The sequence below is a fragment of the Acidovorax sp. LjRoot194 genome (assembly GCF_964253015.1).
Classification (GTDB): domain Bacteria; phylum Pseudomonadota; class Gammaproteobacteria; order Burkholderiales; family Burkholderiaceae_C; genus Acidovorax.
In genome coordinates, this window is sequence record NZ_CAXUQB020000001.1 from 2,922,382 (window position 1) to 2,935,292 (window position 12,911).

At 60.2% G+C, this 12,911-nt stretch carries 10 protein-coding genes; 2 read left to right on the forward strand and 8 right to left on the reverse strand.

Translation table 11 applies throughout. From position 1 onward, the window contains the following. Nucleotides 1-49 precede the first annotated feature (49 nt). Nucleotides 50-382, forward strand: a complete 333-nt coding sequence (locus ACSQ3N_RS13155; RefSeq protein WP_235507328.1) for a helix-turn-helix domain-containing protein — start codon at nucleotides 50-52, stop codon at nucleotides 380-382. On the opposite strand, the gene ACSQ3N_RS13160 is transcribed toward ACSQ3N_RS13155, so the two are convergent. After that, nucleotides 383-1,378: a DNA-binding protein gene (locus tag ACSQ3N_RS13160; protein ID WP_056166191.1), complete on the reverse strand. Its 996-nt coding sequence runs from the start codon at nucleotides 1,376-1,378 to the stop codon at nucleotides 383-385. It abuts the gene before it with no gap. A gap of 130 nt (nucleotides 1,379-1,508) precedes the next feature. On the opposite strand from ACSQ3N_RS13160, the gene ACSQ3N_RS13165 reads away from it, so the two are divergent. Continuing rightward, nucleotides 1,509-2,561 carry a site-specific integrase gene (locus ACSQ3N_RS13165; protein WP_436146475.1) on the forward strand — a complete coding sequence of 351 codons (1,053 nt, stop codon included), beginning with the start codon at nucleotides 1,509-1,511 and terminating at the stop codon, nucleotides 2,559-2,561. A gap of 2,112 nt (nucleotides 2,562-4,673) precedes the next feature. On the opposite strand, the gene ACSQ3N_RS13170 is transcribed toward ACSQ3N_RS13165, so the two are convergent. From ACSQ3N_RS13170 to ACSQ3N_RS13200, 7 genes are all read right to left on the reverse strand, one after another. After that, on the reverse strand, nucleotides 4,674-5,921 hold the full coding sequence (locus ACSQ3N_RS13170) for a TolC family protein (RefSeq protein WP_436146476.1): 1,248 nt from the start codon (nucleotides 5,919-5,921) through the stop codon (nucleotides 4,674-4,676). After that, on the reverse strand, nucleotides 5,918-6,220 hold the full coding sequence (locus ACSQ3N_RS13175; protein WP_436146477.1) for a DUF3240 family protein: 303 nt from the start codon (nucleotides 6,218-6,220) through the stop codon (nucleotides 5,918-5,920). Before ACSQ3N_RS13175 ends, ACSQ3N_RS13170 begins: the two co-directional genes overlap by 4 nt. Continuing rightward, nucleotides 6,213-9,317: an efflux RND transporter permease subunit gene (locus tag ACSQ3N_RS13180; RefSeq protein ID WP_436146478.1), complete on the reverse strand. Its 3,105-nt coding sequence runs from the start codon at nucleotides 9,315-9,317 to the stop codon at nucleotides 6,213-6,215. Before ACSQ3N_RS13180 ends, ACSQ3N_RS13175 begins: the two co-directional genes overlap by 8 nt. A 1-nt stretch (nucleotide 9,318) precedes the next feature. Further along, entirely contained in the window at nucleotides 9,319-10,449 is a 1,131-nt protein-coding gene (locus ACSQ3N_RS13185) for an efflux RND transporter periplasmic adaptor subunit (RefSeq protein WP_436146479.1), read from the reverse strand. Between the two features lie 71 nt (nucleotides 10,450-10,520). Beyond that, complete coding sequence (locus ACSQ3N_RS13190) at nucleotides 10,521-10,970, reverse strand: hypothetical protein (RefSeq protein ID WP_436146480.1); 450 nt, start codon at nucleotides 10,968-10,970, stop codon at nucleotides 10,521-10,523. A 126-nt stretch (nucleotides 10,971-11,096) separates the two neighbouring features. Next, the gene (locus ACSQ3N_RS13195; RefSeq protein WP_436146481.1) at nucleotides 11,097-11,315 is read right to left on the reverse strand and encodes a hypothetical protein; all 219 of its coding nucleotides are present in this window, start codon (nucleotides 11,313-11,315) and stop codon (nucleotides 11,097-11,099) included. A gap of 191 nt (nucleotides 11,316-11,506) precedes the next feature. Then, nucleotides 11,507-12,823, reverse strand: coding sequence for an MFS transporter (locus tag ACSQ3N_RS13200; RefSeq protein WP_436146482.1), 1,317 nt, complete (start codon nucleotides 12,821-12,823; stop codon nucleotides 11,507-11,509). Nucleotides 12,824-12,911: the final 88 nt, after the last annotated feature.

A 12,911-nucleotide genomic window follows, 5' to 3' on the forward strand; every position in this document is an offset into this window, starting at 1 on the left:
ACAGTCGGCGGGTTTTTTGCGCGCTGGCGACAAGTATCGGCGCGACCGCATGGACGCAGCCGACATGCTCTCGATTGAGGAAGCGGCCGAGGTGGCTGGGACTAGTCGGAATGAGATTGAGGAGTGGATCAAGTCGCATCGCTGCATTGCCGTTTTCGATCGATGCCGTCAGTACAAATTGCCTCGCTGGCAGTTAGAGCCCAACGTGTGGAATGTTCTGCAGTCTCTGACATCGGCTCTTTGCGCGACTGATGGCTGGCAGGTGCTGGTCTTTTTAGAGACACGAGCACTGGCTTTAGGCGGAGAGACGCCGCGGACCGCACTAGAACAAGGCGTGAATGCGCAGCGCATCCTGGCACTGGCAACTGCGGAGGCTCATTGATTAACTAGTGCGATTACTCGCTCTTGCTTTGCGAGTTTTCACGGTGGGCTTCACCGAATCGCTAGTCGGCAATCGATCGCGAAGTTCGTTGAGGACGGCGAACATCTCAGTGCTGCGCTGTTCAAGCTTTCCTCGCAAGTCCTTCGTCTCGTCTCTGGCCGCGTGCAGATCTTTGACCAGACCTGCTTTCTCCGCCTGCAGTGCCCCCACGAGGGCCTCCAGCTCTCGAGCTTTCTCCAGCGAAGCCGACAAGGACTTGGCAGACTCCCGGGCGTCGCCCTCCAGTTTGAGTGTCAGCCGCTTCGATTCTTGGCGCGCACGGTCCACCTCTGCATTAAGTCTGCGCTCCTGAGCCTGCGCACGCTCCTCTAGACGCGTGCGTTCTCCCCGGTGGTTAATCTCCATTTCCTCTTGGCGCCGACGCTCTGCATCCGCTGCCAGTCGGAGCTGCTTGCTCTCTGAGCGTGACGCAGCCAGCATTTCCTGGGTTCCAGCAAGTTGCTGCTGCAGCTCCTGGATAAGACGGCTCATCTCGGCGATCTGCGCATCCCTGGCCTGCATTGCCAGATCATAGGCTTCGCTTCGGTCGGTCAGGCGCTGTGTTTCCTGTGCCAGGAGGTCTTGCGCCTGGCGTAACGTCTCGGCTTGCGCACTCAGCTCTTTACGAGCTTCAGTGAATTGAGCCGTTGCACGCTCGTCTGCGTGCTGGAGGGCCCTGCCCCAGATGGCTTTTGCAGCCCTGACAACCGGCGCGGGCAAAGGGATTTCGGCGCCGCCATCTTGCTCAAATGCATCCACCGGCGAATGCAGCCGCTGGGCCAGCGAGCCATACCAACCATCAAGCATTGGTCCCACAGTATTGGGGGAACCACGGCCGAGCTGTTGGCGCACGCGCTCGATCGTCGGCCGCTCCCCGAGTCTGAGAACGGTGTCGGCGGCTGCCCAGACCTCTTCCGTTTGCACACCACGCGGGCCTCGCACAATTTTTGACTGCATCGCCCTACTCCACTAAAATTTTACCCACGATAATCGATGCTTATCGCGACTCACTGCAACAACTAGTTGTAAACAATACATCATATGTAGTGTTTTTTGAAATTACGGTCTTTCAACCTCAGTTTCGACCATGCGCCTGCCTTCCCTGAAAAGTGTTTCCTCGCTGGAGCCGTCTTCCCTGTCGCAGGTGACTGCGCAGGCAGTGGACGAATTGATGCGCGAGGGCGAGTCCGCGAACACGCTGGCGAGCTATCGCTCAGCGCTGCGTTATTGGGCTGCTTGGTTCAGCGTTCGGTACGGGCAAGGCATCACGTTGCCACTGCCTGCGAACGCCGTTCTGCAGTTCATCGTGGATCACGCACAGCGGACCACAGCCGATGGCCTGGCTCACGAGCTGCCGCCTGCTATTGACCAAACGCTGGTGGATGCGGGATTCAAAGGTAAGCCAGGCCCGATGGCCCTCAACACATTGATTCACCGGATTGCTGTGCTGTCCAAGGCCCACCAGCTCCGAGAGCTGAAAAACCCTTGCCAGGATCCCAAAGTCCGCGAGTTGCTGGCCAAGACCCGCCGGGCCTACGGCAAACGTGGCGCGCTTCCTCAGAAGAAAGATGCGCTAACAAAGGATCCATTGATGGCAATCTTGGACACCTGTGATGAGTCACTTAAGGGAATCCGTGACCGCGCCCTCCTCCTCTTTGCCTGGGCTTCGGGCGGGCGCCGCCGGTCTGAAGTGACGGGGGCGACGATGAAGAATCTTCACCGGGTGGGCCCCAGCAGCTTTACCTACACCCTCGCCTACTCCAAAAGCAACCAGACTGCCGCTGATCGGCCCGAGAATGTGAAACCGCTGGAGGGCATTGCGGGGGATGCTCTGCAGGTCTGGTTGACGGCTTCGGGCATCGTGGACGGTGCACTATTTAGACAGGTCAGGAAAGGCGGGCATCTTGGCCAACCGCTTTCCCCTGCCGCCGTGCGAGATATTGTTCGAGAGAGGGCAAGGCTCGCCGGGCTCCCAGACGTGTTTTCTGCGCACTCGCTGAGGTCCGGGTTTGTGACCGAGGCGGCTGTGCAGAAAGTGCCGCTGGCTGACACGATGTCCATGACAGGACACAGGAGCGTTGCGAGCGTTGTGGGGTACTACCGCCCCTCAAACGAAAACCCGGCCGCGAAGTTGCTCTAACAAACCATTGCAACAATTCGCTCAACGGCTGCTTTGCAGCGTTGCGGCAAATCCTCGGCCATTGGGCGAACAGACGATCGGTGCCAAAAAGCAATCGCTGAGCTTGGTTTAGATCAGAACAGGTTGTAGCCAATTGCCGGGCCACCCTTAGCAGATGGTCAGCGTGCAACGTACTTCAGTCAGGCTGTGCTCCCCCCCGCACGACGCCGGGGAGTGAGCGCGGCGGTACGAAGCGCGATAGAGGACATCCTCCGAGCCAGTGGCCTTACCACCTTATGGGTTCAGGTTAACAACAGAGATTCGAGTTTCGGGCTGGGTGTGAGGCTTCGGCTTCTTCGCAGCGGATATGCGGTGGACCGTACGCGAGTTGAGCAACGCTGCCTTGGAAAGTCAGAGGGACCAGTGCAATCGTTGAGCGATGAGGCTCTGGCGCATGCTTACATACTGCCCCTTCATTTCAAGAAGACTCTTCTTTGATCTGCTGGGCCAATCAGCGGTAGCTCTGTCAAGAGCGTCCGTGCCGCCCCGCAGGGGTGGCTGACTGAGTGATTCTATGGAACACGATGAAAACAAGTCCACCGTCATGAAGCCGTCAGAACCTGGGAGACGGTGAGTCCGCCGATCAGCTATCACCAGCTGGTCAAGCAGACCTGGATGGAGCTTCAGCCAGAAAGTGCACTGATGCTCCGAGCAGAGGTGGGTTCAGGCTGCAGATGGGGAACCCTCCAGAAAGCAGGAGGCAACCAGTGGTAGACGTACCCAACGTCGCTTTCTGGCGGCGTCCAATTCAGCACTAAGGGTTCGTCCAATTCGACATTGGTGGCTCGTCCAATTCAGCATTGAGGCACTCTCGTAATTAGAACAAGACACTTTCGAAAAGGTATACCCCCCTCCAGCGCCGCTGCGCGTTGCAGCGGCCCTGACCGAAGCTATAGAGTTGGAAAGCCGCATTTCAATACGCAAAGGTATAGAGTGTCCGGGAGGTCCGCCCTGGTCCGTTTTAGCCTACATGTCCGCCGCGGGGCTTTCTTCCTTGTGACTCTAAATGGTTGACAACTCTGGAACGCCGTTTCTTGTGACGCAACACTGCAATCACTGCGCTCTCCAGCATTCCATTGCGGATGCATTTGTTCCCCGTGGCGGGACGACTGGCACGCCCATAGTCTTGATCGCAGCGACTCGGTTCATCAACGGGACATGCTGGGTATTGCAGTTGGACCTAAAGGTGGTGATTGAGGCAATGCTCATGCTCACGACATAGGGTTCGCGGGCCTTGACCACGATCCAAAGATGGATGATATGTGCTCTTTCATGGTGTCCGCTCTGAATTTCTCGCAGTCCCGTGTTTTGCAGTTCGTGGTACGGCGCTGTCGGCGCAGCTTTCAGCTTTGACGTACACCGCATCACCAACGACCAACTTGGAATTGATCGGTACTGCCACGGTCCACCATTCTGGTTTTCCCACCTGGCTCCACCGGATTCGAGCAAATCGACGAGGTGCGAGCATGCTGGGATCGTTTGTGCAGGACTGTGCATATCGGTGACGCAGGCGGTCGTTTTCGCCAACGGCTTCCACTACACCCTCCCTCCAGCCGTTGCTCCACGGGTAGTGCCCCTCATAGATAGGGGGTGCAGCACAACCTAAGAGGAGCCACGAACACAGCAATACTGAAAGTTGTTTGATCGGATAGTTGATATCACCTCCTATTTAGGAGCATTCGTTGCTGCGAGGTACTTGCATGGGCTTTGGCAGCGCCAGCATCTGGTAAGGTCTCTTGTTCTTCTCATTAAACGGCTCGCATTCCTTCGCGCTTTTCAGCGAGCATCTCCATTTCTGAGTCGCGACAATCTGCGCAGATTAATCCGTGTGGTCTATCTCTGGCTGTATCTGACACGTTTGTTTTTCTCCGGGTGGTGTTTAAGCCATAACTGCCTGATACATCAAAGAAGAGCCGCCGTCAAAAGCATGCCGAGCATTACCCAGACCAGCTTTCCAGGGACACCGGGAATTATTCGTACGGGCATGATGGGGTGCTGGTCTTCCAATCAGCGCTGTTCAGAGGCGGCCACAGGGTTGAGGTCCGATTTGGCGACTGGTTTATAAATCGCCACTCAGTCCTCCTGCAGGTCCCACACCAAGTGGGCGTCAATCATGAGACGGCTCTGGGCACGTAGTACTTCGATGCGGGCCTGTTCAGAGGCCATGGTCGCGACTAGCGCTTGCTTTCGGGCGAGCAGAAGCGTTTGCAGGTCGACCTCTCCCAACGCGTAGGCGCGCTGCGTGAGTCGCGCACTGCTCTGAATGGAAGCAAGTCCCCGTGAGCTCAGCGACCAGCGTTCGAAGCTGCCCGTCGCATCGATGTAAGTAGTGATGACCTCCATCTCCAGCTCGCGGCGCTTGCCTTCCAGCCGGGCGCGAGCGGCTTCTGCTTCTTGCAGGGCCTGAAGCATTCGCTCATTGCGGTATGCGCCACCAAGGGGAATGCTCACGCTCACCCCATAGACACGCTCGCTGCGCCGCGCCTCGGACGCGACAAAGACCCCGACCGTGGGATCGGGTGTCCGGTCGGCGCGCATGCGGTCCGCCGACAACGCGGCTTTTCTGGCTTGGCCCTCGGCAATGCGAACAGGATCACTTTCCGCCAGAATGCGTTCGTACCATTGCGCTTGCCCCGTCTCCAGTGGACGGGGGTCGGTAACGAGCTGGGGCAGCTCCGTGATCAGCGGAAAGCGTGCGCGCAGCTTGGCCTGGGCTTTTGCTTCGGACGAGGCTGCCGCACTGAGTTGCCGATCCATCTCAATCAGGTCGGTCGTCGCCAGGTTGACGTCCAGCAAGGAGGCGTCTCCCGCCTTGCGGCGGCTTTCCACGGCCATGAGGCTCTCCTGCGCAAACCCACGCTGCTCGCTGACGACCTCCCTGAGCCGGCGGGCGGCGATCACATCCATCCACAGGTCGGCCAGCGCCAGTGCGGATTCATGAATCGCCTCGCCGACCTGTGCCTTGGCGATGATGTTCTCCGCTTTGCCGATGTCCCCGTCCAGCCGCGCCTTGCCCCCGATGCGGAAAGCCCGCTCAAGTCCAGCTTCCCATTCATTGGAGCGTCCACCGGCGTCATATCTGCGGCTTTGGACCGTCGCCCGAGTGACCCACTCATGCGATCCCTCGCGCAACGCTGCGGCGCCATGCCCTGCGGCCGCGAGAAGGCGTCGCGCCTCGAGCACAGTCGGATCCTGCTCGAGCGCCTGGCGTACCAGAGGCGTCGGCAGCAATGCAGGTGCTGAGTTGGTCACCCACGCGCCAGCAGGCACGCTCAAAGTCATCAACGCGGCCGATCCCGCCATAGCAATCCACTGTTTCATTCCACCACCCCTTCAACGCTCAGTTGATAAGCCCAGTAGCACAACCCTGTGCCCTTGAATTTCAGGTGCACCATTACCAGCGTGCTGTTCAACTGTTCCTCCGATACGACTAACTGGACCTGCACAGAACTGCTGCGCCCCATGACCTGTTCCTCCCCAGAAAGGCTGCCGTGTGGCGTGCCGTGGCTGAAGGTCGGTGTGCTTGTGAACACTTGGCCGGGTACGGCCGTCAGCAAGGCATCAAGCAGCTTCTCAGCGATGTCCGGGCCGCAAACCAATGAAAGACAATGTTTAGGCATGTGCTGCCTCCTTTGCAGGGGCGTCGCTTGGCCTCTTGGCATGGGCGAAGCGCAGATAGAGGATGGGCAGGAGAATCAGTGTCAGCGCGGTTGCGGTGATGAGGCCTCCGATCACCACGATGGCCAGAGGTCGCTGGATCTCGGAGCCGGGACCCGATGCGAACAACAGGGGAATGAGCCCGAACGCCGTGATCGCCGCGGTCATCAGCACGGGCCGCAGCCTTCGACGCGCCCCCTGGGTTACGGACTCCAGGAGCGACAGGCCTTCTGCGTGCAACTGGTTGAAGTAGCTGACCAGCACCACACCGTTGAGCACAGCGATGCCCAGGAGCGCGATGAAGCCTACCGATGCGGGCACGGAAAGGTACTCACCCGTCAGCCATAGAGCGAAGATGCCACCGACCAGCGCGAACGGGATGTTGCTGAGTACCAGCAAAGCCTGCCGCACCGACCCGAACGTGGTGAACAGCACCAGGAAGATCACGCCAAGCGACAGCGGGATCACCAGCGTCAGCCGTTCAGCGGCGCGCTGCTGGTTCTCGAATTGGCCGCCCCAGGCAATGCGGTAGCCGGTGGGGAGCTGAACGGCCTGTCCGATCTTTGCCTTGGCTTCCTCGACAAAGCCGACCAAGTCCCGGCCCGTGACGTTCGCGATCACCACGCTGTAGCGGCTTCCCATCTCTCGGTCGATCTTGACCGGGCCGCTGTCGCGCTCCAGCTTTGCAAGCTCTTGAAGAGGGACGTTCATGCCGTCGGGCGTGGTGATCGTGAGGGCTGCGAATTCAGAAGGCGAAGTCTTCACGCCATCGAGTCCGCGCAGGACGATGGGAATGCGCCGGTTGCCTTCAATCACAGTCCCGGCACGCTGGCCTTCGACTTGTACCCGCAGGTCGTCTTGGACGTCCTCGACTGACAGCCCATACCGCCCAACTGCCGCGCGGTCCACCACCACACGCAGGTACTGCACGCCGTCGTTCTCCACGGTGTATACGTCCTGGTTGCCCGGAACCTGTTTCATGAGGCCTTCTATCTGCCCAGCCAACTCATTGAGTTTGTCCAGGTCGGGTCCGAACACCTTGATGGCAATGTCCCCCCGCACGCCGATGATCATCTCCGACACCCGCATGTCGATAGGCTGGGTAAAGCTGTAGCTGATGCCCGGCAACTGGTCGAGTACCCCGCGGATCTTCTCGATCAACTCATCCTTGTTGGCAAACTTCCATTCCGAGCGAGGCTTGAGGACCAGGAAGGTATCGGTCTGGTTCAAGCCCATCGGGTCGAGGCCGATTTCGTCGGAACCCGCACGCGCCACCACCCCCGTGATCTCGGGGATTTCCTTCATCAGCGCCTGGTGGATCTTCAAATCCAGCGCAGCAGTCTCCTCCAGGCTCACCGAGGGCAATTTCTCGATCCCCACGATGATGTCGCCTTCATCCATCTGAGGCATGAAAGTCTTGCCCACGAACGAGTACACCACCGCTGCCGCTACGAGCATCAGACAGGCGACCACGTAGACCACGCGCTCGCGGCGCAGGGCGAACGCGAGCGCCGGCTCATAGGCCTTTAGCAACTTGCGTGGCAGCCAGGGTTCTTGGTGCGACACCTTGGTCAAGAGGAAGGAAGAAAGCACTGGAATGATCGTCAGCGACAACACAAGGGAGCTGGCAAGCGCGAAAACAATGGTCATTGCGACGGGCACGAAGAACTTGCCCTCCAAACCCTGCAGCGTAAGCAAGGGCAAGAACACCAGCACGATGATCAGCACACCGGCAGCCACAGGGGCCGCCACTTCGCGCACCGCTCGAAACACGATGTGCAGCCGTGGCAACTTGCCTTTGGATTCGTCCTCGGCCTGGTGCTGGACAATGTTTTCCACGACCACGACGGCGGCATCCACGAGCATGCCCAGCGCGATGGCCAAGCCGCCCAGGCTCATCAGGTTGGCGGACATGCCGGCAGCGCGCATGAGGAGGAAGGTGGCCAGCGCTGAGAGAGGCAGAACCACGGCGACCGACACGGCGGCGCGGACGTTGCCGAGAAAGGCTCCGAGCAGTATCAGAACCAGCACGGTGGCCTCGATCAACGCGCGGGACACCGTGCCAACAGCTTTCTCCACCAGTTGGGCACGGTTGTAGAAGACCTTGAGTTCGACGCCGACAGGCAAGGTCGGTTTGATGTCTTCAATCTTGCGGGTGACGCCTTCAACCACCTTTTGTGCGTTTGCCCCGGCCAAACCCAGGACAAGGCCTTGCACGGCCTCGGCCTTGCCGTCCATGGTCACCACGCCGTAGCGTGTGACACTGCCATCGCGTACCTGTGCCACGTCCTGCAGGCGTACGCTGCCGCCCTTGTCGTACTTGACGACGATTGCCATCAGGTCGTCCTTGGTGCGAATGCTGCCCTCGCTGCGCACCAGCAGGACTTCATCGCCTTCACCGAGCCGACCCGCACCGTCGTTTCGGTTGTTGGCATCGATGGACGCTTTTATCTTCGCGGCGGACAGACCGAGGGCGGACATCCTGACCGGATCGAGCACCACCTCAAAGCTGTGCACCTTGCCGCCTAGCGCGTTCACATCGGCAACGCCGGGCACGGAGCGCAGCGCGGGCCGGATCACCCAGTCGAGCAGGCTGCGCCGCTCCTCCAGTGTCATGCTGGGCGCCTCCACAGTGAACATGAACATTTCGCCCAGCGGCGTGGTGACGGGCGCCATGCCACCAGTGATGCCAGGTGGCAGGTCAGCGCTGATGTTGGCCAAGCGCTCGGATACCTGCTGGCGGGCCCAATAGATATCGGTCCCGTCTTCGAAATCGACGGTCACGTCCACCAGGCCGTATTTGGTCACGGAGCGCAAGATGCGCTGCTTGGGAATGCCCAGCATCTCCACTTCGATGGGGATGGCCACTCGGCTTTCGATCTCCTCCGGCGTCATGCCGGGCGCTTTCATGATGATCTTGACCTGTGTGCTGGACACGTCAGGAAAGGCGTCGATGGGCAGATTCTTGAAGGCGAACCAGCCCGCTCCCGCCAGCAGGACTCCGGCCAGCAGCACGAATAGCCGCTGCGCCAGGGCAAATTGAACAAGGCGTGACAGCATCTCAGTTGCTCCCGCCCTTGCCCTGCCATGCCGCCTTGAGCGCAATCACGGACGCGGTGGCAATCTCCTGGCCAGCCTGCAGCCCACCCGTCACGCGCATCGTCTGCCCCGCACTGGCCAGCACAGCGACTGGGGTCGCCACGAAGCCTTTGTCCGTGCGCACGAACACATAGGCTTTGTCACCCTGGCGCACCACCGACTGCAGCGGAACAGACCAGCCCTCGCTGGCGCCTGCGAACGGCACTTGCACCTGCACGATCTCACCTGGCCGAAGCTGCTCCGCCCCCTTGGTGATCGCAGCCTTCAGAGTCAATATCTGGTTGTCACTGACCGATGGGCTCATGCTGAGCGCCTCGCCCAGCACACCGCTGCGCCCCAGCACCACAATCGGCGCTCCCTTTGACCCAGAGATCTGCACAGTCCGGGCTGATGGAATCTGAATGTCCAGCCCCAGCTTGCCGGGATTGTAAATACGCAGCAGCATGTCCGCTTGCTGCACGCGCTGGCCCGGTTTGACAGAAAGTTCAGCCACCATGCCCGCAGCCTTGGCGCGAACGGTGACCGTGGACTCGACGTTGCTCCCGTTGGTGAGGCTGCGGATCCTGGCGCTGTCCAGGCCTGCCAGGCGCAAGGCCACCTCGGCCTGCCGCTTGCGCGCTGCGTCCTGGGCTGCCGCCGCCTCTGCCTCTTGCACACGTCGCTCGGGAATGATCCCTTCCGAGAAAAGCTGCCGTTCCCGCTGCAGGGCTTTTTGCGACAGCCGGCTGCTCGAATCCACCTCCATCAGCTTGAGTTGAAGCTCGCCAAGTTCAGGGCTGATCAAGCGCATCAGCGGCTGCCCGGCTTTGACGGCATCGTTTTCAGCGACCAGTAACTGGTCTATCACGCCGGCCAGCGGCGCGCTTACCACTTGTTCCTGGCCCGGGGCCAGCACTACACGGGCGGAGTAGGTCTGGCCCGACGAGTCGTCAGACTTTTCAAGGCGTTGCACTTGCACGCCGAGTGACTGCATCTGTGCAGCACTGACGGAAAACTCGTCAGCCGCAAAGGCCGCGAGCGGTGCAGCGATCAGACAAGGGAAGACGAAAACGGCCAGGCGGCCAAGCGCCAGCCGGGAAAAACGGTACAGCATCGGAAAACTCCACAAACGACCTCGGCCCTGGAAACAGGCGAGCAGTCAAGAAAAGCGAAAAAACGGGCTTTTCAGGCGTGGAGCGGGGGCGCACGACCCCCAGGAGGCAAACTTCGAAAGGATGGATACGCTGGCACGACATAGGTCGGCCAGACGGGATGCTCCTGTAACCGCACAAAGTCGAAGACCTCGGCAAAAGCAAAGAACAGAGCGTGGGGTTCGCTGGCCGCGCTCAGTTGGCTTGTTGCGGCCTGCAACTGCACGGCCATGGTGGCGTGCGCGAAAAAGGCCGAGTTGTCACCGTCGTCCAAATGCAGTGCGTCGACGCTTGCACCATCCTTCAGCGCACCGATCCACGAACCGTCAATTCCTGAGTCGTGGTGGTGCTGGTGTAGAGGGGATGCGATCTGGTCCCAGGCGAGAACCAGCACCATCAGCCATTTGGCAATCCACATAGCACGCGCCAGCGAGACCGGAGACCGGCTCATCTGGAAGGGGAGTTCGCGCGCAAAGGAAGACATGTGGGGCCGGGTGTGGCAGCGGCGTGTATTGTGCCTCAGCCGGTGTGTTTTCGATGCCTGCTTACAAGACAAATTAGGTGGTTCGAGCACTCGCACTTGGGACCAATGCCGAAGATCGCGAGCGCCCTACGGAGTTCGCACGCGATCAATCGCCTGCGCCGAATAGTTCTTGCCGGTGCTCGTGTTCATCCGCAGGTCATGGCCAGGTACTCTTGCTGTACCTGCTCTCTTGTCTTCCCCAGCCCCGTCGTTCTGAGCGGCAGCGGTGCGCTGGGAATACATGGTGATGTCCTTCTTGTTGTGATGAAACCGTCGGCGACCTGCCTTCGCTATGCCGTTCGACATGGATCAAAATTGTAGAAGGTCGGCACCGACAGGACCCCAACGCGTAGATTACAAACTTGTAATCCACTGCCGGCGTGCAGTCCAGGTCGATTGCGCGACTAAAGTTCTGCTTACTTCAGGACTAGTCGGACCTGACTAGATATCTGCATTGGCGCCGCCACCCAGTGAATCCGCCCGCGCTCCGTTAGTGGCTAGCGAGGCCAGCGATGGTGTTCGTCGTCGATCACATAAACGTGGGAGTGTTGTTGTCCGACGCCCAGGCTCACGCCGACGAGATGCGGATGGCTGGCTGGCAGGTCGTCGTGGGTGTGCGGCAGCTCCGCGGGTTCAGCGTCGGGCCACAGCATTGCCGACGCGACAATCGCGGCCACCGCGACCACTCCGAGCGATGCAAAGCTCATGTCCACACCGAAACGTGCGCCCACCCATCCGGCCAGGGGATAAGTGATCAGCCAGCAAGCATGGGAAAGCGCAAATTGAGCGGCAAACAGTGCAGGACGGTCTTCATTGCTCGATGATCGGCGTAGCAGCCGCCCCGACGGAGTTTGGGCCAGTGAGTAGCCCAGCCCCATCACGAACCACAGCGGCAGTAGCACTCCGAACCGGTTGCCCAGCACCCAGCCGAGCAACAGGCCCGCCGCGACCACCGATGCACCAGACAGCATGGCCGGGCGCTCGCGTACTCGGTCGAGCAGCCTGGGCAGCGCCAAAGCCATGACCATAGAGCCGGCGCCGAAGCACGCCAGTGCAATGGCCGTCGAAACCTGGGTCATGCCCAGTTGTGCCTGCACGAGCACCACCGTGTTGACGATAACCATGGCACTCCCGGCCGCTACGGCGAGATTGAGTGCCAGGAGCCCTCGCAGGCGCGGCGTCGCCAGGTAGATCCGCAGGCCCCGCGTAGTGCGCTCGTAAATGCTGCGCCTGGGAGGCAATTTAGCCTTCGGCAGTACGGCCGACACCACCAGAGCGGCCGATGCAATGAATCCCACAACTGTTCCGCCAAACAGGCTGTTGTAGCTCACGAAGGTCAGCAACAGCGCTGCCAAGATAGGGCTGACCAGCGATTCGAGGTCATATGCCAGGCGGGAAAGTGATAGCGCCTTCGTGTAGTCGTTCTCATCGGGCAGCACGTCCGGAACGGTGGCTTGGAAGGTGGGCGTGAATGCGGCCGATGCAGACTGCAGCACGAAAATCAGCAAATACACCTGCCAGATCTGGGTCACGAATGGAAGCATGAGGGCCACGCCTGCTCGGATCAGATCAAGAACCACCAGGACTGTTCGGCGGGGCAGGCGCTCTGCCATGGCCGACGCCACCGGCGCGACGCCAATGTAGGCCAGCATCTTGATGGCGAGTGCCGTGCCCAGCACCGCACCTGCGTTCGCTCCAGCTAGGTCAAAGGCGAGAAGGCCAAGCGCCACGGTCGCCAAGCCAGTGCCGAGCAGCGCAATCACCTGCGCGAAGAACAGGTGCCGGTAGGTTCTGTTTGCAAGCACATCCAACATGGGGGACCTTTTGAGGTGAGTCGTTGGCCACAAATCCTGCAGCGAACCGGTAGAATGGAGCGATATTGACTATATCGTATCCTGGGGG